The sequence below is a fragment of the Halothiobacillus diazotrophicus genome (assembly GCF_001663815.1).
Lineage (GTDB): Bacteria > Pseudomonadota > Gammaproteobacteria > Halothiobacillales > Halothiobacillaceae > Halothiobacillus > Halothiobacillus diazotrophicus.
In genome coordinates this window covers 353099-376539 of record NZ_CP016027.1, presented here as the reverse complement: position 1 = coordinate 376539, position 23441 = coordinate 353099, and the positions used below count along the sequence as shown (strand labels likewise).

Below are 23441 nucleotides of genomic sequence, written 5' to 3'. Positions count from 1 at the left end.
TCAGTCCTCCAACTTCCGGGCTTCCACCGTGATGGGCAGACGCGTATCGGCCGGCATTTCCGGCAGGGAAAGCCGCCATCCGTTGCTCAGGGTGACCGGTGCACCCCACATGGCCGGATCGTCCATCTGGGTGATCTTTTCCTCCAGATCCTTCTTCGGCACGTAGGCGGTAAGGTTGCCGGCATTGTCTTTACGAATCATGACCTTCATGGACTGTTCCTTCTGGATGCACTTAGGGATGAATGGCGTGTGGCGTGGCCGGTGCCGCCTGATGGGCGGGTTCGGCCGTGGGGACCAGTTCGATCAAGGCCCGGATCAGCTGCTCGACGTCGTCGCGGCTGTTGTAGCGCCCGACGGAAAAGCGCAGCGAGGTCAGAATGTCGTCCCGGGAAATGCCCATGGCCGAAAGCACATGGGAGGGTCGAGAACCGCCGGCCGCACAGGCGGCGCCGGTGGCCGCGACGATGCCGCGCTGATCCAGCCGATGCAGCAGTTCCTCGGCCTCGATGCTCCGAAAGGCGATATTGACCGTATTGGGCAGTCGCTCCGCCGCCTGACCATGCACCATCGCGGTGGGGAAACAGTCGAGCACACCCTGTTCCAAACGGTCGCGCAGTACGCGCAGATGTACGGACTCCGCCTCGATGTCGGCCATCAATCGCGCGGCAGCGGCGAAGCCGATGATGCCGGGCACGTTCTCGGTTCCGCCCCGACGCCCGCGCTCCTGATGGCCATAGATCAGCGGCGGCAAGCCCAAACCCTTCTGGATATACAGGGCACCAATGCCCTTGGGGCCGTGCACCTTGTGCGCCGAACAGGAGAAGAGCAACACACCGATGGACGCCAGATCCAGCGGCATCTTGCCAAGCACCTGGGTGCCGTCGACGTGCAGCGGCACACCGGCCGCCCGGGCCATTTCCGCAATGTCCGGAATCGGAAACACCACGCCCGTTTCGTTATTGGCCCACATCAGCGAAATCAACGCCGTGTCGGGCCGGATCGCCGCACGCAATTCGGCAAGATTCAGCTGACCGCTGGCATCCACGGGCAGATAGGTCACTTCGACCCCGGTCTGCTCGAGATGGCGGCACAGCAGCAGCACCGAGGGATGTTCCACGGTACTGGTAATGAGATGGCGCTTTTCCGGCGCCATGGCCAGCGCACCGAGCATCGCCATGTGGTTGCTCTCGGTGGCGCCGCTGGTGAACACGAGTTCGCTCGTGCGGCAACCCAGCAGGGCCGCCACGTCGGCGCGCGCGCCGGCGATCGCTTCCTTCACGGCCGTCCCGGCACGGGACGCGCTGGAAGGGTTGGCAAAGTCCGTCGACAGATACGGCAGCATGGCCGTCAACGCTTCCGGCGCCAGCGGCGTCGTGGCGTTGTTGTCGAGATAGACTGTGCGCGGCTCACTCATGGGCCAGGCCTTCGACCACGGTGGCCATACCTTCGAGTACGGGCGTGATTTCCTCCTCGAGGCAGCCCACCACCCGGCCATTGTCGAACTCGACCAGGTACAGGGGTGCGTGGCTTTCCTCGAGATACCCGACACGGACGATTTCGCCGAAAGCGTCCTTGGGTACGATCAGTTCATCTTGCGTCAACTCCGGGTAGGAACCGTCGTTGAACAGGTCGTCGCAGGCCAGGACCCGCAGGCCCCAGTCGAAGCGGGGTTGTCTTGGTTCAATCATGTTGCATCCTCCGTTGTGGTGGTGGCATCGGGAGAGGAATTCTCCGGAGTCACCAGTTCTATCTCACGTGCCTTCATGCCGACCATGTAGCCGTGCTCGTAGAAGTCCACGCCGTAGATGAAGAATTGCTGTAGAAAAGTACCGATATTGGCCACATAGCCGACGTCACCCTTGCGTACCAGCACGTCGCCGATCTCCTTGCCGTTGAAGGTACCGTCATTGCGTACGTGCTTCAGGGAACGCACCTTGTCGCCATAGTTGAATTCCGGTTGATCGTTGATTTCAACGATCGAACTGTCTCGACTCATGCCCATTACCGTTCCTCCCGATAATCATTGAGTTCCACCGGCCCCCAGGTATCCAGGCGCTCGCGGGCGTAACCGCGCACCTCCGTATCCGGGTCATCGACCAGCAGTTGCAGAACCTCTTTGCTGCCCCGAACCGCCGCCTCGTAGCGAATCCGCCAGTCGGGGTCGCGCACCAACGACAGCAGGGCCGAATCCGGCAGGCGTCGCACGACCTCCATGCGCACCACGGCATCGGCGTCGAGCAACATCCGGCCCAGCCATTCGCGCGGGATGCGGCGCGCCACCGTCCGGCGCACCTCCGGATCCTCGTCGTCGATCATCAGCGGCAGCTTGTGCTCCGGCAGGTGCTTCGCGACCATCAACCGCACGTAGTAGTCGGGATCGTCGATCATCACGTCCAGATCCTGCTCGCTGAGCCGGCTTGCCACCCGGATGCGCACCTCACGATGCGGATCGTGGATCAGCCGCAGCAGGTAGCTGCGCGGCAGACGCATCACCGCCGCCCAGCGCACCGTCTCGTCCGGATCGTTGACCAGGGTCCGCAGGTGGAACACGTCCGCGTGCTTGGCGGCACAGGCACGCACCTCGAAGTACGGATGCTTCAGGTAGTCGTTCGCCACGTCCGGATTCCAGCTGAAGAACTTGGCGATCCGCTGGACCGAACGATCCCGCACGCAGGCCTTCATCAACTCGCAGCGGCCCTCGGGCTTCACGTCGTCCGGGCAGCCATCGCAGCTAATCGGCTGATCCAGCCAGTCGACCGCTGCCGGGTTTTCTCGCTCTGCCCTATTCATCGTCGTCGTCCGCGTAGTCGTCGGGCCGGTCGAACACATCGAGCAGCGGCTTCACCTGAATCCGATCGCCCGGATCGAGTTCGGTGATCTTGGTGAGCACCGAACGTCCGTCGTCGTACTGCCCCAATCGCAATTGCAGATAGCCGTAGGCCTTCAGCACGAAGAGATAAAAGCGGGCCCGGGCGTCTTCGAAATTGTCGAATCGCGCATCGCCCGGCGAAACCCGGCGCCAATCCGACGCCAGCCCGAGCTCCTCGGCGGTCATCCGCAGGCAGCGCGAGGCCACCTCGAACGCCTCGGCCAGCCGGCCCTTGTAGAAGTAGAACTTGTACAGGCCGAGGTGGACGAGAATCTCGTCCGGTGCGATCGCCAATGCCTTCTGAAGATGAAACTCGGCGCGCGCGTCGTCCAGGTAGGCCCGGGCGGCGCAGTGCAGTTCGCGCTCGGCGGCGGCCGGTAAAAGCCCACCGTAGTAATTGCGCGACAACCAGAGATCTTCTTCCATCGGATTCATTACGATTCGCTCCTTTCAGCAACACGAAGTCCTGAAATCACAACCAAGCCAATCCAAGCCCACTCAGGCTCAATTCGTTACTTCGGCGTAAACGACGTGCCGCAACCGCAGCTTTCCGCCGCATTCGGGTTCTTGAACACGAGCCCCGTATTGATGAGGCTGTCTTCGCAATCCACGATCACCCCGTCGAGCAGGGGCACGCTGTCCTTCGCCAGGAAGACCTTGATCCCGTTGCTCTCGATCGACATATCGTCGGCCTTGGGCGCATCCTCCACGCTGAAGTCGTAGGAGAGTCCCGAGCAGCCGCCGGGCGAAACCGCCAGACGGAAGCCGCTGGTGCTGCTGCCGCCGTTGAACATGATCATGCGCTGGATGAAGCGCTGCGCCTTGGGCGTAAAGGTCAGGTCCATGGCGGCCTCCTCAGGCGCTGTAGCGCGGATAGCTGTTGTCGATCACGCAGGTGTCGTCGACCGGGCAAACGGCCACGCACTGCGCTTCATCGAAGAAACCGATGCACTCGGTGCATTTCTCGGGCTTGATGTAGAAAATCCCGCTCTTCTCGAAAATGGCCTCGTTGGGGCATTCCGGTTCGCAAGCCGAGCAACCGGTGCACTGGGAAGCAACAATTTTGTAAGCCATGACACTAATCTCCTGTAGTCAATAAAGGGGACGGCGCGGATAAGGTTTGTCACCGCCCCCGAAAGGTCATCAGGCAGCCACGAAGGCACCCTGACGAATCTGGGCATCACCCCGTTTGCCGTACACCACCGAACCGTCGCGCACCTTCTCCAGATATTCCCGGAAGTAGGCGATCACGGACTGATCGATGTACTCGAAGGCGTATTTGTCGACCGCATCGATCCCCGCCGCCTCAAGCTCGGCCTTCGGGCAACCGCCGATCTTGGCGACGAACACCGCCGTGCAATCGTTGATGGCCTTGATGACGGAATTCTCCAGCGCCTCGTCCTCGCCATAGCCGCCCTGGCAGTACAGATCCACACGACGGTGACCGACGAACTTCGCGCCGCTGGTGCTCGCTTCGTAGATCTGGAACTCCGTGGCGTGACCGAAGTGCTCGTTCACCCGACCGCTGCCCTTGGTCGCCACGGCCACCAGGATCTTGATGTCGGATTCCGCGCCTTCGAGGGTCGCCATTTCGGCCTTCTTGGCATCGGCCTTGGCCTGACGCTCCTGCTCCACCACCGCCTGATAGGCCTGACGGGATTCGAGGTCGTACTGCACGTCCATCGCCATGACGCTTTCGGTGGTGAACTCGGCGGAACGATCCTCGCCCAGCAGACCGACGGCATCGGCACGACACTGACGGCAGTGACGCATCATGTTCATCTGGCCTTCTTCGCAGTTGTCCTGCAGCGCCTTCAGTTCCTGCGCCGTCGGGCCACGCTGGCCGTTCAGACCGAACACGGTGCCGTGCTCCGGCGCGGAGATCAGCGGCATGATGTTATGCAGGAACGCACCCCGGCTCTTCACCGCCCGGTTCACTTCCAGCAGGTGTTCGTCGTTGATGCCCGGAATCATCACCGAGTTGATCTTGGTGAGAATCCCCCGCGAGGTCAGCATCTCAAGCCCCTGCAACTGCCGTTCGCTCAAGATCTGCGCGGCTTCGCGGCCCTTGTAACGCTTGTTGTTGAAGTAGATCCACGGATAGATCTTCGCGCCCACGTCGGGATCGACCATGTTGATGGTGATCGTGACGTGATCCACGTTGAAACTCTCGATGGTATCCACGTGATCCGGCAGGGTCAGACCGTTCGTCGACAGGCACAGCTTGATGTCCGGCGCCGTCTTCGAGATCAGCTCGAAGGTCTTGAACGTCTTTTCCGGGTTGGCCAGGGGGTCGCCGGGGCCCGCAATGCCCAGCACCGTCATCTGGGGGATGGTCGAGGCCACCGCGATCACCTTCTTCGCCGCCTGCTCCGGGGTCAGCTTCTCGCTCACCACGCCGGGACGGCTCTCGTTGGCGCAATCGTATTTACGGTTGCAGTAGTTGCACTGGATGTTGCACGCCGGCGCGACGGCCACATGCATGCGCGCATAATGGTGATGCGCTTCTTCGCTATAGCAGGGATGGTTCTTCACCTTCTCCCAGGTTTCCGGACTCATGTCCGCCGGACCGGCGCTGCTGCCGCAGCTCGCCTTGCCGCCTTCGCTGCTCGTGCCGCAGCCCTTGTGCTCGGCCATTTGCTGCAACATATCTTCCAGTCGCACAATCCCGCTATGTTCCGGGTTGTGCATCTGCACAGTAGTCGGGGATGACATGGGCGTATTCCTCCACGTGGTTGTCAAATAACGATCGGGTTACACGCGCCGCCCCATGGATGTATCAGATTGCTCCAACGAAGCTGACCGCAAACGAGGAAAAGCAAGAGGGATGCCAAGATGGTTAGTGCTTTTTATTCAGTAGCTTGAGTGATTCGCCAAGTAGTTTTGTAACGAAGGCGACGAAATTTTCGTGAGGGGAAGGGACTTTTGTCGGAAAGGAAACAGGGGATGGTTTTAGAGCCGGATCTAAATCGTGGAGACGTCGCCCCTGTTACCCGCGAAGGCGCTTTAACGGTTGAGTGCAACTGCAGGATATAGGCCGCCCCCAGCAACAGCTCGGACCCTCAGGGGATTGCCCGGTTCGTCGGGTGCTGGTACCTGCAAAGGGGAATGTGCCGTGAGATCGACGACGGAATTCGCCGCCCCACCTGCCGCTTCGGACAATTGAGTTAACAGGGCCAGTTCCTGCGCAGAAGGCAAACGCCGTACGCCCGGCTGCAGGGTCGCGCCCATAAAGTCATTGGGGTCAGCACTGTGTTCCAGCCCCAGCGCATGACCGTACTCGTGGAGCAGAACGGAAAGCATATCCATCTTGCCCGCCGCCGCACTCCCCGGCTTGGCGACCCACTCGTAAGGGTTGCTGGTGGGCAGATATTCTTCATTCAGGTAGGGCGTGTAGTCGATATACCAGCCATACCCGGCGGCATCGGTGTCGAGGGTGATGGTGGCCCCTGAAGTGCTGCCGACGGCGGAACCGGTGAGGTCAGCGGTGTTGACATGGACGAGGTTGGAGAGGCCGAGAGAGGTCAGCAGTGATGGAAAGATATCGAGCTTGGGTGTAGCAGTTGAGGAAATTTTCCATAGCTCGGATTTGCATATTCCCAACGGCGACTCTTCTTCGTCAGTCCCTTCAATCAGGTAATGAATTTGGACTTTGATACCATCCTTCTCCACCTGCATCACGAAACGATCCCGACCGATGTAGCCAGTTTGCGGCCAGTAGTGATACCAGCCATTTGCCGCCGCATCCGCATCCTTCTCCAAGACAACCTCGCCATGTGTCGGGGCTTTAATCAAAGTTACTTTCGCTCCAGACAGTCCTCCCACACTATTGAGCATTTTCTTGTAGATGGGATCATCGCCGCGATATTTGACCATGTAGATGTCGCCATCAACTATCGGGCTTATTTCAGAGCCAGAATCCGGCCTTGATATCTGACACCGACCAAGCAAGTAATTATCCGTGGCTTGCACTGGCGATGCCGCCATAGTTATTACTGCACCCACTAACAAGCCGGTATCATATATCCACATGTCACTTCCCCCCTCGGATACATGCGTAAATTGTTTAAAGAGTGGTTCAGGCCGCTCCCATAACCGTGTTTCCTGTTCAGGCGACAAATAAGTAATTGGGGTCAGAGTAAAATTACGCGCTTTCGAACTAAGCCTAGCTGCAAAATTAGCATGATTGATTTTACTCTGACCCCAATTTACGGCAATTGCCATGACAATGCGGTCGCGGAAAGCTTCTTTCAGCTACTGAAACGTGAGCGGGTAAAACGAAAAACCTACAATACACGAGACGAAGCCCGGGCTGACATCTTCGATTACATCGAGATGTTCTATAACACCCGACGTCGTCATGGTTCTAACGAATTGATGTCGCCTGTAGACTACGAACGGCGTCACCACGAACGGTTGGAATGTGTCTAGGGGACTGGTGGCGATTCAGTGTTGGGCGGAATTTTGCTGTTCATCCTGAACAAGGACAAGAAAGGGCAGACCACGGGTTAGGTTCTATTGCGCGGTGTGCCCCCACAGGCACTGATCCCTTGGTTATCAGTTCGCTTTCCCGCCGTACAGATCACCGCTTCCGGCTAAGGTTTGATCTATTCTGAAAAACACGGTCAGCCCTCGGTTGGCACGTTTGGCGTCATCAGGGATGTGCAATGCAGGAGTCATGATGGACACTGATCTTGAAGCTATGTCACGCGAAGCGTTGATCGCTGAAGCACGAAAGTTGAGAAACGGTATTCGAGAGCACAGGGACCGACGTTACCCCGGATTTGAGTAGCACAGGCATTTAGAGTCCAATCCCATGAAGCAAGGAGATTGGATGTGAAGAAACGCTACAGCGAAGAACAGATCATTGGGTTTTTGAAGGAGGCGGACGCCGGTGTCCCGATCAAGGAGCTGTGCCGACGGCACGGCTTCTCCGAGGCCAGCTACTACCTCTGGCGCAGCAAGTTTGGCGGCATGGACGTGTCGGACGCCAAGCGCCTCAAGGCGCTGGAGTCGGAAAACGCCCGACTGAAGAAGCTGCTGGCCGAGGCGCTGCTGGAGAACGAAGTGACGAAGGAAGTCCTTCGAAAAAAGTGGTGACCGCGCCGGCGCGCCGGGAGGTGGTGCGGCTCATGAAACAGCGCGGGATGAGCGAGCGGCACGCACTGCGGGTGGTCGGGATGAGCGCCTCGGCATTGCGCTACGTGCCCCGGCCGGACGGTAACATCGCGCTGCGCCAGCAGATCGTGGATATGGCGCAGCGGTACCGCCGCTATGGCGCGCCAATGATCTACCTCAAGCTGCGTCAGGCCGGACAGCGAGTCAATCACAAACGCGTGGAGCGTCTGTACACCGAGGAGAATCTGCAGGTGCGCCGTCGCCGGCGCAAGAAGATCCCGCCGGCGGATCGGCAGCCGCTGATCCGACCGGGTGCGGCCAATGAGGTCTGGTCGATGGACTTTGTCTTCGACCGTATCGCCTCGGGTCGTGCGCTCAAGTGCCTGGCGATTGTGGATGATGCGACGCATGAGGCGGTGGCTGTGATCCCGGCGCATGCGATCGGTGGCGACCAACTGGTGAGGCTGCTGGACGAGGTCTGTTCGATCCGCGGCAGGCCATCGATCATCCGGACGGACAATGGCAAGGAATTTACCGGTCGGGCCATGCTGACCTGGGCGCATCGCCACGGCATTGCCCTACGGCTTATCGAACCGGGCAAGCCCAACCAGAATGCCTACATCGAATCCTTCAATGGACGGCTACGCGACGAATGCCTCAACGAGCACTGGTTCGTCAGCCTCAACCATGCCCGGGTAATCATCCGTACATGGGCCCGTGAGTACAACGAGGAAAGACCGAAGAGAGCACTCGGCGGGCTGACGCCCGCCCAATATGCCAAGCAGCTTGCTGCAAAGGCGGTAACATTTGAGCCTGGACTCTAAAGCGAACCGCTACTCAACATGGGGTACCGTCGAGGCCACCCCAAATCAATGGGGGTCAGAGTCACTGCCCCTTATACTCGCTAAGGTCACAGTTTCGCACCCATACGCCCATCCTACCAACATAATAGGTGTCATAATCCACCACTTCGAGGTTATAAACTGTTTGGCGTAGTTCAGTTTCGGGATAACCCTGCCCCATTTCGGAATCTGGCTGAGGTTGTAAAGCACTCCAGTTAATATCTGCCTGAGGTTCACCATGCCGGAGATCTACCGGGATCATTCCATAGCCATGCATGTCGTAAAACTCGAACCAAACCACCCCTTCAGTAATTTGCGTTTGGTATAATGAACCTCTATGGCCTTCACCCATATAAGCGGGTTCACCAGTAACCAACTGCACCTCTAAATTATCTGAGGGATCAATTTCACTAGCCTCAAGCCAACCGACCTCATTAACCCAAAATGGGTGATTAGGTGTTGCAACCAGGTACTGCTTCATTTCATTCCGAATAAGAGTAGATAATCCCTCTTTACCCTGAATCTCCTTCTGGATTTTCTTTGCTCTCTCAAGCTCCGCAATCGGAATGATCTCAACGAACATGACTTCCTGGTTTTCAGACCTAAACGTCTTTTTTACCTGCTTGTAATTCGGCTCACCTTCCCCGCTCTGCGGCTTGGACAACACCCAATCCCCCACCTTGATCCGCTCGATCGGAACCAATCCTTCTCGTGTATGTACGAGAGTGCCAGCCACAAAACAGCTGGCGCCTTTCGGGGGTAATTTGATTGAATCTAAGGTAAAGCTCACTGATCCCAAGTTTCCCACCATTCGATGACACCGCCTCCCAGTGATTTACCATCTATATCAACGACCATAGCGTGCAGTCAGCGATGCCTTTGCCAGGGCATTCTGATTGATCAGGAAACCGACCAGGGACGCCGTGGCATTCGTCGGGGGCGTCAACTGGGCCACCTTGAGCGCATACACCGTGAAGACGTAGCGGTGCGGCTTGTCGCCCGTCGGTGGACAGGGTCCACCCCAGCCGGCAATGCTGTAGTCATCGGGGATCTGGACGGCTCCGGCCGGGAGGCCTGAATCCGGTTTGCCGTCACCGGCACCTTCGGGCAGTGAGGTCGCGGTGGCCGGGATATTGATGACCACCCAGTGCCAGAATCCGGCCCCGCCGGTCGGCGCATCCGGGTCATGCACCATCACCGCGAAACTTTTCGTCCCGGCCGGTGCGTGCTTCCAGCCGATTTCGGGCGATATGTTCTCGCCAGTGCAGCCGAACCCCTTGAAGACGAATTTCTTCGGAATCGGTTGATGCGGATTCAGATCCTGGCTGACGACCTTGAAAGGCGCGGCTTGCGCACTGGCGACGGTCGCGAGCGCCAAGGTGAAGGCGAGCGCAAAGGTTTGAATGGTCGTTCTGGCGTTCATGCTGGCGGTCATGGCGGTCTCCTTGAAGGCTTTTCAGAAAATCACGGCAGGAAAGTCTTTCAGGCAAGCAGCAGTTAGTGCTTCTGCCTGTTAATCCTAGACGGCTAAACATCTGTCCGATAATTGATTTTCTTCATCCGTGCTATTCCAGCGGGTTATTGCTCTTACACAGTCATGCCCAAGCTCGAATGCCCATCCATGGGCCGATTTTTAAAAGGGCTAGCGCGTGTGCAGATTCTCCACGATGGCATTGCCGCCATCGACCACAATCGTCGTGCCCGTGATGTAGCTGGCACCGGTCGATGCGAGAAATGCCACGGCTGCCGCCACTTCCGTGGGGGAACCGGATCGCCCCACGGGTGCGCAGTTACCCGCCAGGATTTCTTCTTCCGTGCTCGACGCGGTGCGAATCCAGCCGGGGGCCACGCAATTGGCGGTAATGCCGAATTTGGCGGTTTCCAGCGCCAGACTTTGGGTCATGCCCGTCATCCCGGCCTTGGCGGCGGCATAGGATGCCTCCCCGGCATTGGCGCCCGTTGTGCCCGTTGTGGACGAGATATTCACGATCCGCCCATAGCCGCGCTGCTTCATGCCGGGCAGTACGCCGCGCGTCATCAGGAAGGCGGTGGTCAGGTTCCGGTTGAGCGACAGCATCCAGTCATCGAGGGACATTCCGTCGATTTCCGCGAAGGGCTCCGGGCTGCCCAGTTGCGACATGCCGGCATTGTTCACCAGCACGTCGATCCGGCCATGCTGGGCCTCGGCTTCGGCGCACAGCCGTTGGGCTTCCGCCTCGATTGTCAGGTCTGCGACAAACCCATGGGCCGTGATGCCTGCCTGTCGCAATTCCGCCACGCGCTCGAATATCCGTTGGGTCGTGGCGGTAATCAGTACAGCCATTCCTTGTTGCCCCAGTTCTCGGGCGATGGCGAAACCAATGCCATCGGCACTGCCCGCCCCCGTGATCAGGGCAACCGGTTTGTCGGGAAAAGTCATGGGTGTTCCTTGGTCTTATTTCAGCGTGTTCTTGTCAGTATGTTCGTACCAGCTTGGGTTTATAGCATGCGACAGGACACGGGATGGGCGTCAAATCGACTCAGGTTGTGTTCGGGCTGGATATGGTCCATCTATGTGCCCCCGATAGGTTCCAGATCGGACCCGATACGGTGGAGTGCTATGCTCCCCGCTTTCACTGAGCAGGCAGCCGCGCCATGGTTTGGGGCATTTCCGACACGACTCTGATTCTGGCGACAGCCGTCCTGCTGTTCGCGGTACTGGCCGGACGGGGGAAATTCATTACCCGGGAACTGATCTCGTTCACCGGCCTAGCCCTGACGGCCGGGCTAATCGCCACGGAAAACCACGTTGCCGTCGCCCTGATACTGGCGGGCATGACCCTGGCCCGGATCGGTCTCGAACGCACACACCCCGGCACCTCAGCACTCCTGCTTGGTCTGGCCGGCGTTGCCGGCGCCTTTCTGGGCCAGCGGATCACCCCGGGCACCACCATCGACATCGCCCTGGACGGCATGACATTCGTGCACCTCAGCCTCAAACCGATCGCGTTCTTTGCCGCGCTTCAGCTGATCCTCCTGAACCCGCGTATCGAGCTGGCCTGCGCCAAGACAACAGGACAAGCTCGGCCACCCGGTGCCGGCCTCGCCTTTTCAATCGCGGGCATCGCCGTCGTCCTGGCCTTCTGTTTTGGCCTTGCCACCGGCGGGATCACGGTCGACCCGCAAAAACTGGCGGCACTACCCGAGCTGACGGCCCGTTTCATCGCCCTAATCGCGGCCCACGCCCTGCTGGTCGCGCTGATCGAGGAATCGCTGTTCCGCGGGGCGGTACAACCCCTGGCCCGCGCGTGGTTGACCCGCCGGATGCCCGCACACTACGCGGAAGCGACGGCGGTACTCGTGGCGGCGATCCTGTTCGGGCTGGTGCACTTCAAACTCGGCCCCGCCTGGATGATCGGCGCGACGATAGGCGGTATCGGATATGGCTATGCCTACGCCACTCGGCGTCGGCTCCTGGCACCGGTGTTCATTCACGCATTGGTGGTGGTCGTGCTGACGCTGGGGATGATCAACGGCTGATCGCTGGCATTGTTTCCCTGGCATCGATTCCCTGGCATCGATTCCCTGGCATCGATTCCCTGGCATTGATTCCCTGGCATTGATTCCCTGGCATTGATTCCCTGGCATTGATTCCCTGGCATTGATTCCCTGGCATTGATTCCCTGGCATTGACGTTGGGGTGCTCTGCGTTTACCCCAACCTACAAGAGTGGTCGGTATGACGTAGGTTGGGGTAAACGAAGTGCAGCCCAACAGGATGCTCGCCACTATCCCTCGATGTTGGGGTGCGCAGGCTTACCCCAACCTACAAGAGTGGCCGATTTGACGTAGGTTGGGGTAAACGTAGTGCAGCCCAACAAGGTGTTCGTCATTTTCCCGGGATGTTGGCGTGCGCAGGCTTACCCCAACCCAACGCGCTGTTCATTGATCGCCGTTACTTTCCTGCAGCTTTTTGCGTTCCGCTTCGTACTCTTTGTACGACAGCGGTTTCTCGGGCGGATTTTGTTGAAGCAAGGGGTGAACCATGGCCTCTCTCGTCTGCAACCCGTGATAAACGTTGCTGTAATAGCGATCGCTATCCGCGCAGCCTGCGAGAACGGCGGTGGTGACCAACAAGACACTATGTCGAATCGCCACGCGCATGATCTGGTCCTCTCTTGATCGCCTGAATTGGATGTCTGATGTTCGCCCGACAAAGGTATTCGGCACCCGATGCCCTGCCCTGTGACGCCCGATCTGAAACCGCGATGGCTAGCTTCAACTGCCCTCGCACTCTGGTCGTGATTGCTACCCCGAAGTGGCAAATCAATATATCGCTGCACTTGATATTCATTACTCACGGCGAGGATGCACAGCCCTGACCCAACAGACGGAAAAGGCAGGCATAATGACACGCAGCTTCCCTTTCGCGGGGTCGTTTTCCTCCGACACACGAGGTGCACATGCAAGGCATGAAGCCCCTGATTCTCGCCGGTCTGTTGTTTGCCGCGAATAATACGGCTTCGGCCGCCGTGGTCACCTGGAATCTCGTCAATGTCACCTTCGATGATGGCGGCTCGGCCTACGGTTCCTTCGTGTACGACACGGCCACGAAAACCGTTCATCAAATCGACGTGTACACGACTGAAGGTGCTCATCTCCCAGGCAGACATTACGTGGCCTTGGCCGGGGTCTGGGGCCGCTCTGCCAACAGCGGAATTCTGGCTTTTACGGACCGGATGGACCCGGTCGACTACACGGGTGCCAGCTGGTTGCGCATGGATTTTTTCGACATCGTCAGGACCACCCAGACGGGGGTGTCGCTGAAGATGCAAAAGGAAGTCGGTGCGGAGAGTTTTTGCACGAACAAGAACTGCAGCAGCGCTGCCAATGAATTATCGAATCCTGGAAAGTCACGCAAAATCATTTCCGGTCATATCGAGTCCGTGCAAAGTTTGCCCTAGCCTGACTTGTCCCGGTGGCTTACCTAGCGTCATTTTCCCACGCACCAAACCCAATCAAGCACCCTCTCACTCACAAAAAAGCCCGCGCAACGGGCGGGCAAAACCGGATCCTGCGGCAGGATCGCCGCAGACAGGATCGTTACAATCGCTTCACTTCGATCCGATGCTTCTGCAGGGCATAACCCAGCTTGCGCGTGGTGGTATTGAGCATGCGTGCAGCCTTGGCCTGAACCCAGCCGCAGCGTTCCATGGCATCGATCAGGCGATCGCGTTCGGAGAGGGGCTGGTCCGGCGTGTCTTCATTGGTGCCCCGGGTACCGGCAGGCTGCTCGGAAGTTGGCGGCGTTACGCTCTGCGCAGGCACCGAGAGCGTGACGATCGGGTGACCGTTTGCGGCCGGCCGCAACGACATGGACAGGCACTGATTGCGCTGGCAGGGAATATCCGTCTGGCGGATCACCTCGTCGCCGCGCAGCATGGTGCAGGTGCGTTCGATGCAGTTTTCCATTTCCCGCACGTTGCCGGGCCAGAAGCAGGAAAGCATGGTCTGCATCGCATCCGGGTTGTACTGGATGTGACGGTTGTTTTCGTCGTTGAACCGCTCCACGAAGTAGTTCACCAGCGCCGGAATGTCTTCGCGGCGTTCGCGCAGCGGTGGCAGGAAGATGGAGACCACGTTGATGCGGTAGTACAGATCGGCACGGAATTCGCCCTTGCTGACGGCTTCCTCAAGATTGCGGTTGGTGGCGGTGATGATGCGCACGTTCACGCGACGCGTCTGGGTACCGCCGACCCGCTCGAATTCCCGCTCCTGCAGCACGCGCAGCAGCTTGGCCTGGAAGGACGCGGAGATTTCGCCGATTTCATCGAGGAACAGCGTGCCGCCGTCCGCCAGTTCGAATCGGCCCTTGCGCTCCTGGGTCGCCCCGGTGAATGCACCGCGCTCGTGACCGAACAATTCCGATTCCAGCAGGCTTTCGGGCAGCGCTGCGCAGTTGAGCTTGACGAAGGGCTTGTCCCGGCGCGGGCTCAATTCGTGGATGGCGCGGGCGATCACTTCCTTGCCGGTGCCCGATTCACCGCGCAGCAGCACGGTGGCCTTGCTCGGCGCCGCCTGGTGCACGTCGGCGAACACGGCCTGCATGGCCTTGCTGTTGCCGATGACGTTGTCGATGTTGTACCGCTTGGTCTGTTCCTTCTGCAGGCGGTGGGTTTCCTGGATCAGGCGGTTGCGCTCGGCGGTGATGCCCTGGTGCAGGCTCACGGTCTGGCCCACGAGATTGGCGACCATCTGCAGCATGCGCACATCCGACCCGAAGCTCACGCCCTTCTGCTGCTCGGTGCGGTAGATCGCCAGCACGCCGATGCATTCGAAACCGACCTTGATCGGCACGCCGACGAAGGCATGCAGCTGTTGCCGCGCGTGATCCTTCTGCACCGTGCGATGGAGAAACTCCGGTTCCTGCGAGGTATCGGGAATCACCACCGGCATCCCGGCGCGCATGATCTTGCCGATCATGCCTTCGCCGAGGCGATAGCGCCCCCGCTCCATCTCGGCCGCCGTCAGCCCCGTGGCTGCCATCACGCCCACATGGCTGTCGTCCATGCGCAGCAGGATCATGGCCGGCGACATGTGCAGATGAATGTCCAGCGTCTTGAGCACATCGTTGAGGATGTGATCGAGATCCAGCGACGAGCTCAGCACCTTGCTGACCTCGTACATCGCGGTCAGTTCTTGCGGATTATGATGCATGGCGAGATTCTTCATGGTGGGCATTCCCTCCTGATGCGCAACTGCCGCTGGGGGACGACGATGAATGCGCCCTGTCGTGCAGCTGGGTCACCTGATCCGGATTCGGACAAGGTAACGTCTGGGTACACGTCTGAAACTGATCCGGGTTGCCTATAGCGTAATCCCCTTGACCAGTAGAAATCCATAATATTCGCTTGGAAATTTCGTCATATCCGCAGACACGAAGTTGACCGATCTGCATCAAGGGGCGACGAATCAGCAACGGGTCGGCCATCATCGCGGCCAGAGCCTCTTCTGGCGCCATCTCTTCCGGCACAACCTCGCCGGATTTCACCCGCGGCGCGGCACGGTTGAACCAGTCCGCCACGGGTCGATCGCCGAAAAACGGTCGCAAGGTCTCCGCACGCCAGGATGTCGTGAGCAGGTTCCGCACATCCAGATCGAAACCGGCGGCGCGCAATGCCTGCTTCTGTCCGGCCTGATTCTGGCAGCCGGGTTTCTCGTAGAAAATGATTGTGCTCATGCGCTTCATCGACATCCCTTGACCTCAACCCACCACGGCCCGGGTATGGCCCGGGTCACGCCACCCGCATCGACCCGTGCCACGGGCAATGCACCCCGCCAGGCGAGCAAGCCGTCCACCTGATCGGCAATCGCCTGCTTGACGACCGGATCCAGGCGCTTGAGCCATTCCGGGGGAATCGCCGCGACCCCGTAATGGGCGCCCGCAAGCATGCCGGCCAACGCTCCGGTAGAGTCGGCATCGCCCCCCTGATTCACGGTAGCGATCAAACAATCCCGGAAGTTGTCCGTTCGGAACAGATGATGGAACACGGTGTTGACCGTATCCGCGACATAGGCGGTGCTCAGTCCGTTATAGGGTGCAAAACGGAACGCACGATGACCAACCGCCAGCGCGGCAGCCATCTGGGCCACATCGTCGAGATCGCCGCCGTGAACCAGCACCCGTACCATCCGGCCAAGGGTCAGGATGGCCGCATCGGAAAGCGGGTTGTGGTGCGTGAGATGGGCCTGATCCAGGCTGATCCGCTCGAAGGCGACCTCGTCGTCCAGCGTGGCGAGCACGGCCGGGAGATTGCGCACGGCAGCCCCGTTACCCGCATCCCATTCCGATTCGGGACCGCAGAGACTGCCGTCCACGAGATAGCGCCGAATGCCGCGCCGACAGGTATTGCCCACATCCACGGGATTGCTTTTCAACCAGGCCGCCATGCCGTCGGCGAACTGGGGCAGCGACCAGGACGTATCGGCAAGAATGCTTTCGCCGAGGACGAGGCTCATCTCGGTGTCGTCGGTCACCTGCCCCGCTTTCAGATGCAGCCAGCCGCCGCCGATCATATTGCGGTGCAACCCGTACTCGGCCTGGATTTCCCGGGGTTGCATGAACTCGACGGTCGCGCCGAGCGCATCGCCGACGGCCAATCCCCAATAGGCGCCGAGGGCGCGGGATTTCAGCTCATCGGCCGACGTACGCACCGGCGCATTAGCGTTCATGATCGCCTCCGTCCGTGCAAAACGGACGACTGACCGAAGCAGCCCGGCCATGACCGTGCCTCCATAAAGGATCGGCCAATGATCGATTCGTATCAGTAGTAATCCATGCGTACCGCATAGTCCCCTCCGATCACCAGATATTCCGCCTCGCCCTTCAAGGGATGGCAGGGAATCAGGCCATTGAAAAACAGCACCTTCACCAACGGCACCTGCACCTCGAGAATGATGTCGCCGAACTCGTCCGCGATGTCCCGCTCCCGCGTGAACGACACGAGATTGTTCAGGCGGATCACCCCATGCCGCGCATCCTGACGCGAGATCACCGGATGCTCCGCAAAATCGTTGGTGCCCCGGTACAGCGTGATATGACGCTGCCCCGGCGTACCGAACCGTCGCAGGAACCATTGTGCGAATTCGAACAAAAGGTCCAGTTGCAGACGGATCGCATTGTTGTCGAACCGGGAGGAGCTCTTGTCCTCCATGTATTGCAGCCACGCCGGGCTGCCGAAGCGCCCGATCACGGCGCGGTGAAAGGTCGCCGGGATGCCGAAGCGACTCTCTACCCAGGCCTTCAGTACCGCGCCCTCCGGCGAATTGCTGTCGTAGCCCCAGCCATGCAGCAACCGCAGGTACTGCGCCCGGAAACGCCGGGACGCATCGCCCGGCCGCTGGGTCGCCGCCGGAAACTGCATCTCCATGTACTGCTGGAAACGAATGCCCGTCGCAGCTTCATCCATCGAGCGCCCCTGCGGGGAATCCAGTTCCTCGAACAGCGCCGCATGCGCCGCCCGCGTCCCGGCGATATGCAGGGGCAGCGGAAAGGCATTGAAATCCGCGCCCATCAGCAATCCGGTCGGCAAACCGACGAGATTGCTGCCCATATTCGCAACCTGCCCTCCGGCCGGCTTTGTCACGGCCGAGGGCGTTGTTGGCGGCCTTTTGGCCGCTTTGCTTCGGGGTGTATTTCCGGGAACGCCTCGCGTCACGCCTTGAACTCGTTCGCCACAGCCGACCGCACCGATTCCAGACGCAACGGCTTGTACAGGCAGGCAATCTCACCACCCCCATCACCCGCCGCATCACCCGCTGCATCGCCTTCCATCAACTTGAGCAGGCGCGCCTGCGGGAATCGGGTCGTCAGCGCCTCATCATCGGCCAGCAACTCGGCACCCACGATCATCAGATCGGGCGGCCAGTCGCGGGCTTTTTCCGCCGCGACGTCCAGCGAGCCGAACTCATGCGTTTCATACTCGTCGTGCAGCATGAACTGCACGGCCATGCGCGCGATTTCATCCTCAGCCACCACGAAGATGCGCCGATTTCCCACCGCAAGATTGCAATCAACACCGATTTGCATACGCCAGCTCCTGTATCAGTAGGGCCATCTGCCGAACGCATCGTTCGGGCATCCCGACCGCGAACGGCCCGGTCACGATGGACCGCCACACGCACCCGGTTCAATTAGGTAGGGAAGCATCTTTTATGCCATCCGATTCAGGTTATGCGCGGGCGGAAAACGGCTGCAACGGTCCGGTTTACAACCCGCGTGTATGAAGTTCGACAATCGCCTGAAAAATCAGCCATTAGCCGGTGCGACGACCGGAAGTGCCGCATCCCTGATTCGGCATTCATGACCGGAACCCGCCGGAAAAACCCCGGTGGGGTGCGTCGATTTCTCCGTTCCTTTCCTGACAAACGGATGGGGTTTGTCAGCTTTCAAACATGTGCTCGCCCGAGCGCTACAATCAATTTAATTTCTTTATTTACAGTTAGTTAAACCGGTTTTGAGCGCATGGCACACCCTTTGCATTGACGATAACTGCGGAAGCAACGGCCCGCACGAGCGGCACCCACTTGGGACCATCAATATCTTGTTTAGGAGATACGGAAATGACTGAAGGTTTGCGTCAAATCGCCTTTTACGGCAAGGGTGGCATCGGTAAGTCCACCACTTCTCAGAACACCCTGGCAGCCCTGGCCGAAATGGGCCAGAAAATCCTCATCGTCGGCTGCGACCCGAAAGCCGACTCCACCCGCCTGATCCTGCACTCCAAGGCTCAGGACACCGTCCTCTCCCTGGCTGCTGAAGCCGGCAGCGTCGAGGATCTGGAAATCGAAGATGTCATGAAGATCGGCTATCGCGACATCCGTTGCGTTGAGTCCGGCGGTCCGGAGCCGGGGGTCGGCTGTGCCGGTCGCGGCGTGATCACCTCCATCAACTTCCTGGAAGAAAACGGCGCCTACGACGGCGTGGACTACGTGTCCTACGACGTACTGGGCGACGTGGTCTGCGGCGGTTTCGCCATGCCGATCCGTGAGAACAAGGCTCAGGAAATCTACATCGTCATGTCCGGCGAAATGATGGCCATGTACGCGGCCAACAACATCTCCAAGGGCATCCTGAAGTACGCCAACTCCGGCGGCGTGCGTCTGGGCGGACTGGTGTGCAACGAGCGCCAGACCGACAAGGAACTGGAACTCGCCGAAGCGCTGGCTGCAAAGCTCAGCACCAAACTGATCCACTTCGTTCCGCGCGACAACATCGTTCAGCACGCTGAACTGCGTCGCATGACCGTTCTGGAATATGCACCTGAGTCCAAGCAGGCCGAAGAGTACCGCACGCTGGCAAACAAGATCCACGCCAACGCGGGCGGCGGCACCATCCCCACCCCGATCACCATGGACGAACTCGAAGACATGCTGATGGAGTTCGGGATCATGAAGAAAGAAGACGAAAGTCTGATCGGCAAGGCCGCAGGCATGTAATGCCGGCCGGACGCGCCTTCTCCGGAAGGGGCGTCCACCCCACGAAATTCAGGAAAAATTTGAGGAGGTCAACATGAGTCTGACCGCTGAAGAGGCAAAAGTCCGCAACCGGGAACTGATCGAGGAAGTCCTCAAGGTTTATCCCGAAAAAACGGCAAAACGGCGCGCCAAGCATCTGAACACCTTCGAAGAAGGTAAGCCGGACTGTGGCGTCAAATCCAACATCAAGTCCATTCCGGGCGTCATGACCATCCGCGGCTGTGCCTATGCCGGCTCCAAGGGTGTGGTCTGGGGTCCGATCAAGGACATGATCCACATCAGTCACGGCCCGGTCGGCTGTGGCCAGTACTCCTGGGCATCCCGCCGCAACTACTACATCGGAACCACCGGTGTGGATACCTTCGGCACGATGCAGTTCACCTCCGATTTCCAGGAAAAGGACATCGTGTTCGGTGGCGACAAGAAGCTGGAAAAGATCATGGACGAGATCGAGGAACTGTTCCCGCTCAACCATGGCATCACGGTCCAGTCCGAGTGCCCGATCGGCCTGATCGGTGACGACATCGAAGCCGTTTCCAAGAAGAAATCCAAGGAATTCGGCGGCAAGACCATCGTTCCGGTGCGTTGCGAAGGCTTCCGTGGCGTTTCCCAGTCCCTGGGTCACCACATCGCCAACGACACCATCCGCGACTACGTCTTCGACAAGTCCGACGACAAGCATCCGGATTTCGAGACCACGCCCTACGACGTGGCCATCATCGGTGACTACAACATCGGTGGCGATGCCTGGTCTTCCCGCATCCTGCTCGAGGAAATGGGCCTGCGCGTCATCGCCCAGTGGTCCGGCGACGGCAGCATCGCGGAACTGGAGAACACCCCCAAGGCCAAGCTGAACATCCTGCACTGCTACCGCTCGATGAACTACATCAGCCGCCACATGGAAGAGAAGTTCGGGATTCCCTGGGTGGAATACAACTTCTTCGGCCCGAGCAAGATCGAAGCGTCCCTGCGCGAAATCGCCAGCCATTTCGACGACAAGATCAAGGAAGGCGCCGAGCGGGTCATCGCCAAGTACCGCAAGCTCGTGGACGACGTGATCGCACGTTATCGCCCGCGCCTGGAAGGCAAGACCGTCATGCTGTACGTCGGCGGCCTGCGCCCGCGTCACGTCATCGGCGCGTATGAGGACCTCGGCATGGAAGTGGTCGGCACCGGCTACGAATTCGGCCACAACGACGACTATCAGCGCACCACGCACTACGTCAAAGACAGCACGCTGATCTACGACGACGTGAACGGATACGAATTCGAGAAGTTCGTCGAAGCCGTCCAGCCCGACCTCGTCGGTTCCGGCATCAAGGAAAAGTACGTGTTCCAGAAGATGGGCGTGCCCTTCCGTCAGATGCACTCCTGGGACTATTCCGGCCCCTATCACGGCTACGACGGTTTCGCGATCTTCGCCCGTGACATGGACATGGCCATCAACAACCCGGTCTGGAAATTGACCAAGACACCTTGGAAATAGGTAAACGGCGGCAGCCCCGCCACGGTTTGGGCGGAAGCTGCCGCCCCTTTATCAAAGAGGAATGTAGCCATGAGTCAGAATGCAGAAAAGGTCCTTGACCACTTCGAACTGTTCCGGGAGCCGGAATACGTCGAGATGCTCAAGAACAAGAAAGAACAATTTGAATTCGCGGAGTCCGACGAGCGTCTCGTTCAGGTCAAGGACTGGACCAAGACCTGGGAATACCGTGAAAAGAACTTCGCTCGCGAAGCCCTGACGGTGAATCCGGCCAAGGCCTGCCAGCCCCTGGGCGCTGTGTTCGCGGCTGTTGGCTTCGAGAGCACCATGCCCTTCGTGCATGGATCACAGGGTTGCGTGGCCTACTACCGCAGCCACCTGTCCCGCCACTTCAAGGAGCCCAGCTCCTGCGTCTCCTCCTCCATGACCGAGGATGCGGCGGTATTCGGCGGCCTGAACAACATGGTCGACGGCCTGGCCAACACCTACAACATGTACCAGCCGAAGATGATCGCGGTCTCCACGACCTGCATGGCGGAAGTGATCGGCGACGACCTGAACGCCTTCATCAAGACCGCGAAGGAAAAGGGCAGCGTACCGGCGGAATACGACGTGCCCTTCGCCCACACCCCGGCCTTCGTCGGCAGCCACATCACCGGCTACGACAATGCGCTCAAGGGCGTACTGCAGCACTTCTGGGACGGCAAGGCCGGCACCACCGAAGCGCTCAAGCGCACCCCGAACGGCAAGGTCAACGTGATCGGCGGCTTCGACGGCTACACCGTCGGCAACACCCGCGAGATCAAGCGCATCATGGACGCGATGGGCATCGAATACACCATCCTGGCCGACACCAGCGACGTGTTCGACACCCCGACGGACGGCGAATTCCGCATGTACGACGGCGGCACCACGCTGGAAGCCACCGCCGATGCGCTGAACGCCGCCGGCACCATCTCCCTGCAGGAATACTGCACCGAGAAGACCCTGCCCTTCATCGGCGAACACGGCCAGGAAGTCGTCGCGCTGAACAGCCCGATCGGCGTCAACGGCACCGACGCGCTGCTGATGGCACTGTCCAAGATCAGCGGCAAGGAAATCCCGGTTGAACTGGAGAAGGAACGCGGCCGCCTCGTGGATGCCATCGCCGACTCCACCGCGCACCTGCACGGCAAGAAGTTCGCGCTGTACGGCGATCCGGACATGTGCCTCGGCCTCGCCGGCTTCCTGCTGGAACTCGGCGCCGAGCCCACCCACGTCCTGGCCACCAACGGCAACAAGGAATGGGCGGCCAAGGTTCAGGCCCTGTTCGATTCCTCGCCGTTCGGCAAGGACTGCCACGTGTATGCCGGCAAGGATCTGTGGCACATGCGCAGCCTGCTGTTCACCGAGCCGGTGGACTTCCTGATCGGCAACACCTACGGCAAGTACCTGGAGCGCGACACCGGCACGCCGCTGATCCGCATGGGCTTCCCGATCTTCGATCGCCACCATCACCATCGTTACCCGATCTGGGGCTATCAGGGCGGCATGAACGTGCTCGTCAAGATCCTCGACCGCATCTTCGATGAGATGGATCGCAACACGAACATCGTCGCGAAGACCGACTACAGCTACGACATCATTCGTTAAGCAACCGAAGCAGGTCCGTGCGGGACGAGCCCGCACGAAACCTGTCTTCCACCGAACACGAGGTTTCACATGGCTAATGTGACATTCACATCACCGGCAATGAAAAAGGACCTGACGGTCTATGCGATTGCCGGCGATAACGGCACCCTCCTCGCCCTTGCCCAGGCCAACCAGGTCCCGGTGCATTTCGAATGCGAGAACGGGGAATGCGGCTCCTGCGCCGTACAGGTCAGCGTCCTGAGCGACAAGACGCCCATGGCGATCAGCCTGACCGAAAAAGAAAAGACCGCGCTGAAATTGGCCGGCAAGATCACCCAGGCCCAGATCACCGACGCGGAGGTCAATGACATGCCGCCGCCGTGGCGTCTGGCCTGCCAATACATCGTTCGCGATGAGGACATCCTCGTCAAATTCTGAGGCGACTCAAAGATCGGGGATATCCAGGAATAAGGGTTAGGTATACGGGGGGCGCGGCATTTCGC

The 23441-nt window shown here is 59.6% G+C and carries 26 protein-coding genes and 1 pseudogene; 8 read left to right on the top strand and 19 right to left on the bottom strand.

Annotated features, from left to right (window positions below; all coding sequences use genetic code 11):
- The 10 genes from nifT to A9404_RS13670 form a co-directional block, all read right to left on the bottom strand.
- Positions 1-210, bottom strand: a complete 210-nt coding sequence (gene nifT / locus A9404_RS01740; protein ID WP_066098101.1) for a putative nitrogen fixation protein NifT — start codon at positions 208-210, stop codon at positions 1-3.
- 22 nt (positions 211-232) lie between these two features.
- Positions 233-1414, bottom strand: a complete 1182-nt coding sequence (locus A9404_RS01735; protein ID WP_066098099.1) for a cysteine desulfurase family protein — start codon at positions 1412-1414, stop codon at positions 233-235.
- A complete protein-coding gene (locus A9404_RS01730) occupies positions 1407-1688 on the bottom strand; it encodes a nitrogen fixation protein NifZ (RefSeq protein WP_066098097.1) in 282 nt (93 codons plus the stop codon). Before A9404_RS01730 ends, A9404_RS01735 begins: the two co-directional genes overlap by 8 nt.
- Positions 1685-1996: a nitrogen fixation protein NifZ gene (locus A9404_RS01725; protein WP_197490395.1), complete on the bottom strand. Its 312-nt coding sequence runs from the start codon at positions 1994-1996 to the stop codon at positions 1685-1687. Before A9404_RS01725 ends, A9404_RS01730 begins: the two co-directional genes overlap by 4 nt.
- A gap of 5 nt (positions 1997-2001) precedes the next feature.
- Positions 2002-2790 carry a 4Fe4S-binding leucine-rich repeat protein gene (locus tag A9404_RS01720; protein WP_066098093.1) on the bottom strand — a complete coding sequence of 263 codons (789 nt, stop codon included), beginning with the start codon at positions 2788-2790 and terminating at the stop codon, positions 2002-2004.
- Positions 2783-3304, bottom strand: coding sequence for a tetratricopeptide repeat protein (locus A9404_RS01715; protein ID WP_066098091.1), 522 nt, complete (start codon positions 3302-3304; stop codon positions 2783-2785). Before A9404_RS01715 ends, A9404_RS01720 begins: the two co-directional genes overlap by 8 nt.
- Before the next feature lie 77 nt (positions 3305-3381).
- Positions 3382-3714 carry a HesB/IscA family protein gene (locus A9404_RS01710; RefSeq protein ID WP_066098090.1) on the bottom strand — a complete coding sequence of 111 codons (333 nt, stop codon included), beginning with the start codon at positions 3712-3714 and terminating at the stop codon, positions 3382-3384.
- Between the two features lie 10 nt (positions 3715-3724).
- Positions 3725-3943 carry a 4Fe-4S binding protein gene (locus A9404_RS01705; RefSeq protein ID WP_066098088.1) on the bottom strand — a complete coding sequence of 73 codons (219 nt, stop codon included), beginning with the start codon at positions 3941-3943 and terminating at the stop codon, positions 3725-3727.
- A gap of 69 nt (positions 3944-4012) precedes the next feature.
- The gene (gene nifB / locus A9404_RS01700) at positions 4013-5584 is read right to left on the bottom strand and encodes a nitrogenase cofactor biosynthesis protein NifB (RefSeq protein WP_066098086.1); all 1572 of its coding nucleotides are present in this window, start codon (positions 5582-5584) and stop codon (positions 4013-4015) included.
- Between the two features lie 291 nt (positions 5585-5875).
- Positions 5876-6547 carry a matrixin family metalloprotease gene (locus tag A9404_RS13670; RefSeq protein ID WP_257736858.1) on the bottom strand — a complete coding sequence of 224 codons (672 nt, stop codon included), beginning with the start codon at positions 6545-6547 and terminating at the stop codon, positions 5876-5878.
- 534 nt (positions 6548-7081) lie between these two features.
- On the opposite strand from A9404_RS13670, the pseudogene A9404_RS13060 reads away from it, so the two are divergent.
- A pseudogene (locus A9404_RS13060) lies at positions 7082-7300 on the top strand (IS3 family transposase); the annotation flags it as partial.
- 405 nt (positions 7301-7705) lie between these two features.
- A protein-coding gene (locus tag A9404_RS01685) for an IS3 family transposase (protein WP_156521193.1) occupies positions 7706-8811 on the top strand; the annotation gives its coding sequence in 2 pieces (ribosomal slippage) (positions 7706-7964 and positions 7964-8811; 1107 coding nt in all).
- Positions 8812-8872: 61 nt separating this feature from the next.
- Here A9404_RS01685 and A9404_RS01680 read toward each other — a convergent pair.
- The 3 genes from A9404_RS01680 to A9404_RS01670 all read right to left on the bottom strand — a co-directional run bounded on the left by A9404_RS01680 (position 8873) and on the right by A9404_RS01670 (position 11248).
- Positions 8873-9619, bottom strand: a complete 747-nt coding sequence (locus A9404_RS01680) for a Hint domain-containing protein (protein ID WP_197490394.1) — start codon at positions 9617-9619, stop codon at positions 8873-8875.
- A 57-nt stretch (positions 9620-9676) separates the two neighbouring features.
- On the bottom strand, positions 9677-10264 hold the full coding sequence (locus A9404_RS01675) for a YbhB/YbcL family Raf kinase inhibitor-like protein (RefSeq protein WP_231880932.1): 588 nt from the start codon (positions 10262-10264) through the stop codon (positions 9677-9679).
- Positions 10265-10471: 207 nt separating this feature from the next.
- Positions 10472-11248 carry an SDR family NAD(P)-dependent oxidoreductase gene (locus tag A9404_RS01670; RefSeq protein WP_082922653.1) on the bottom strand — a complete coding sequence of 259 codons (777 nt, stop codon included), beginning with the start codon at positions 11246-11248 and terminating at the stop codon, positions 10472-10474.
- 215 nt (positions 11249-11463) lie between these two features.
- Between A9404_RS01670 and A9404_RS01665 the strand changes: the two genes are divergently transcribed.
- The gene (locus tag A9404_RS01665; protein WP_066098079.1) at positions 11464-12348 is read left to right on the top strand and encodes a CPBP family intramembrane glutamic endopeptidase; all 885 of its coding nucleotides are present in this window, start codon (positions 11464-11466) and stop codon (positions 12346-12348) included.
- A 401-nt stretch (positions 12349-12749) separates the two neighbouring features.
- Here A9404_RS01665 and A9404_RS01660 read toward each other — a convergent pair whose 3' ends face one another.
- A complete protein-coding gene (locus tag A9404_RS01660; RefSeq protein WP_066098076.1) occupies positions 12750-12971 on the bottom strand; it encodes a hypothetical protein in 222 nt (73 codons plus the stop codon).
- 299 nt (positions 12972-13270) lie between these two features.
- Between A9404_RS01660 and A9404_RS01655 the strand changes: the two genes are divergently transcribed.
- On the top strand, positions 13271-13771 hold the full coding sequence (locus tag A9404_RS01655) for a hypothetical protein (RefSeq protein ID WP_066098074.1): 501 nt from the start codon (positions 13271-13273) through the stop codon (positions 13769-13771).
- 139 nt (positions 13772-13910) lie between these two features.
- Here the strand turns inward: A9404_RS01655 and nifA are convergent, their stop codons facing one another.
- From nifA to A9404_RS01630, 5 genes are all read right to left on the bottom strand, one after another.
- Positions 13911-15539, bottom strand: coding sequence for a nif-specific transcriptional activator NifA (nifA, locus tag A9404_RS01650; protein WP_066098072.1), 1629 nt, complete (start codon positions 15537-15539; stop codon positions 13911-13913).
- Entirely contained in the window at positions 15514-16047 is a 534-nt protein-coding gene (locus A9404_RS01645; protein ID WP_082922995.1) for a thioredoxin domain-containing protein, read from the bottom strand. Before A9404_RS01645 ends, nifA begins: the two co-directional genes overlap by 26 nt.
- 5 nt (positions 16048-16052) lie before the next feature.
- A complete protein-coding gene (draG, locus tag A9404_RS01640; RefSeq protein ID WP_082922994.1) occupies positions 16053-17039 on the bottom strand; it encodes an ADP-ribosyl-[dinitrogen reductase] hydrolase in 987 nt (328 codons plus the stop codon).
- Between the two features lie 92 nt (positions 17040-17131).
- Complete coding sequence (locus tag A9404_RS01635) at positions 17132-17920, bottom strand: NAD(+)--dinitrogen-reductase ADP-D-ribosyltransferase (RefSeq protein ID WP_066098066.1); 789 nt, start codon at positions 17918-17920, stop codon at positions 17132-17134.
- A 101-nt stretch (positions 17921-18021) separates the two neighbouring features.
- On the bottom strand, positions 18022-18396 hold the full coding sequence (locus A9404_RS01630) for a response regulator (protein WP_066098064.1): 375 nt from the start codon (positions 18394-18396) through the stop codon (positions 18022-18024).
- A 533-nt stretch (positions 18397-18929) separates the two neighbouring features.
- Between A9404_RS01630 and nifH the strand changes: the two genes are divergently transcribed.
- The 4 genes from nifH to A9404_RS01610 all read left to right on the top strand — a co-directional run bounded on the left by nifH (position 18930) and on the right by A9404_RS01610 (position 23376).
- Positions 18930-19805, top strand: a complete 876-nt coding sequence (gene nifH, locus A9404_RS01625) for a nitrogenase iron protein (RefSeq protein WP_066098062.1) — start codon at positions 18930-18932, stop codon at positions 19803-19805.
- A gap of 73 nt (positions 19806-19878) precedes the next feature.
- Positions 19879-21330 carry a nitrogenase molybdenum-iron protein alpha chain gene (gene nifD, locus A9404_RS01620; RefSeq protein ID WP_066098061.1) on the top strand — a complete coding sequence of 484 codons (1452 nt, stop codon included), beginning with the start codon at positions 19879-19881 and terminating at the stop codon, positions 21328-21330.
- A gap of 69 nt (positions 21331-21399) precedes the next feature.
- Complete coding sequence (nifK, locus tag A9404_RS01615) at positions 21400-22959, top strand: nitrogenase molybdenum-iron protein subunit beta (protein WP_066098060.1); 1560 nt, start codon at positions 21400-21402, stop codon at positions 22957-22959.
- 69 nt (positions 22960-23028) lie between these two features.
- Positions 23029-23376 carry a 2Fe-2S iron-sulfur cluster-binding protein gene (locus A9404_RS01610; RefSeq protein WP_066098057.1) on the top strand — a complete coding sequence of 116 codons (348 nt, stop codon included), beginning with the start codon at positions 23029-23031 and terminating at the stop codon, positions 23374-23376.
- Positions 23377-23441: the final 65 nt, after the last annotated feature.

Excerpts from the sequence above, each read along its gene's own strand:
- nifT (WP_066098101.1), bottom strand. The coding sequence starts at position 210 with ATGAAGGTCATGATTCGTAAAGACAATGCCGGCAACCTTACCGCCTAC.
- A9404_RS01735 (WP_066098099.1), bottom strand. The coding sequence starts at position 1,414 with ATGAGTGAGCCGCGCACAGTCTATCTCGACAACAACGCCACGACGCCG.
- A9404_RS01730 (WP_066098097.1), bottom strand. The coding sequence starts at position 1,688 with ATGATTGAACCAAGACAACCCCGCTTCGACTGGGGCCTGCGGGTCCTG.
- A9404_RS01725 (WP_197490395.1), bottom strand. The coding sequence starts at position 1,996 with ATGAGTCGAGACAGTTCGATCGTTGAAATCAACGATCAACCGGAATTC.
- A9404_RS01720 (WP_066098093.1), bottom strand. The coding sequence starts at position 2,790 with ATGAATAGGGCAGAGCGAGAAAACCCGGCAGCGGTCGACTGGCTGGAT.
- A9404_RS01715 (WP_066098091.1), bottom strand. The coding sequence starts at position 3,304 with ATGAATCCGATGGAAGAAGATCTCTGGTTGTCGCGCAATTACTACGGT.
- A9404_RS01710 (WP_066098090.1), bottom strand. The coding sequence starts at position 3,714 with ATGGACCTGACCTTTACGCCCAAGGCGCAGCGCTTCATCCAGCGCATG.
- A9404_RS01705 (WP_066098088.1), bottom strand. The coding sequence starts at position 3,943 with ATGGCTTACAAAATTGTTGCTTCCCAGTGCACCGGTTGCTCGGCTTGC.
- nifB (WP_066098086.1), bottom strand. The coding sequence starts at position 5,584 with ATGTCATCCCCGACTACTGTGCAGATGCACAACCCGGAACATAGCGGG.
- A9404_RS13670 (WP_257736858.1), bottom strand. The coding sequence starts at position 6,547 with ATGCAGGTGGAGAAGGATGGTATCAAAGTCCAAATTCATTACCTGATT.
- A9404_RS01675 (WP_231880932.1), bottom strand. The coding sequence starts at position 10,264 with ATGACCGCCAGCATGAACGCCAGAACGACCATTCAAACCTTTGCGCTC.
- A9404_RS01670 (WP_082922653.1), bottom strand. The coding sequence starts at position 11,248 with ATGACTTTTCCCGACAAACCGGTTGCCCTGATCACGGGGGCGGGCAGT.
- A9404_RS01665 (WP_066098079.1), top strand. The coding sequence starts at position 11,464 with ATGGTTTGGGGCATTTCCGACACGACTCTGATTCTGGCGACAGCCGTC.
- A9404_RS01660 (WP_066098076.1), bottom strand. The coding sequence starts at position 12,971 with ATGCGCGTGGCGATTCGACATAGTGTCTTGTTGGTCACCACCGCCGTT.
- A9404_RS01655 (WP_066098074.1), top strand. The coding sequence starts at position 13,271 with ATGCAAGGCATGAAGCCCCTGATTCTCGCCGGTCTGTTGTTTGCCGCG.
- nifA (WP_066098072.1), bottom strand. The coding sequence starts at position 15,539 with ATGAAGAATCTCGCCATGCATCATAATCCGCAAGAACTGACCGCGATG.
- A9404_RS01645 (WP_082922995.1), bottom strand. The coding sequence starts at position 16,047 with ATGAGCACAATCATTTTCTACGAGAAACCCGGCTGCCAGAATCAGGCC.
- draG (WP_082922994.1), bottom strand. The coding sequence starts at position 17,039 with ATGAACGCTAATGCGCCGGTGCGTACGTCGGCCGATGAGCTGAAATCC.
- A9404_RS01635 (WP_066098066.1), bottom strand. The coding sequence starts at position 17,920 with ATGGGCAGCAATCTCGTCGGTTTGCCGACCGGATTGCTGATGGGCGCG.
- A9404_RS01630 (WP_066098064.1), bottom strand. The coding sequence starts at position 18,396 with ATGCAAATCGGTGTTGATTGCAATCTTGCGGTGGGAAATCGGCGCATC.
- nifH (WP_066098062.1), top strand. The coding sequence starts at position 18,930 with ATGACTGAAGGTTTGCGTCAAATCGCCTTTTACGGCAAGGGTGGCATC.
- nifD (WP_066098061.1), top strand. The coding sequence starts at position 19,879 with ATGAGTCTGACCGCTGAAGAGGCAAAAGTCCGCAACCGGGAACTGATC.
- nifK (WP_066098060.1), top strand. The coding sequence starts at position 21,400 with ATGAGTCAGAATGCAGAAAAGGTCCTTGACCACTTCGAACTGTTCCGG.
- A9404_RS01610 (WP_066098057.1), top strand. The coding sequence starts at position 23,029 with ATGGCTAATGTGACATTCACATCACCGGCAATGAAAAAGGACCTGACG.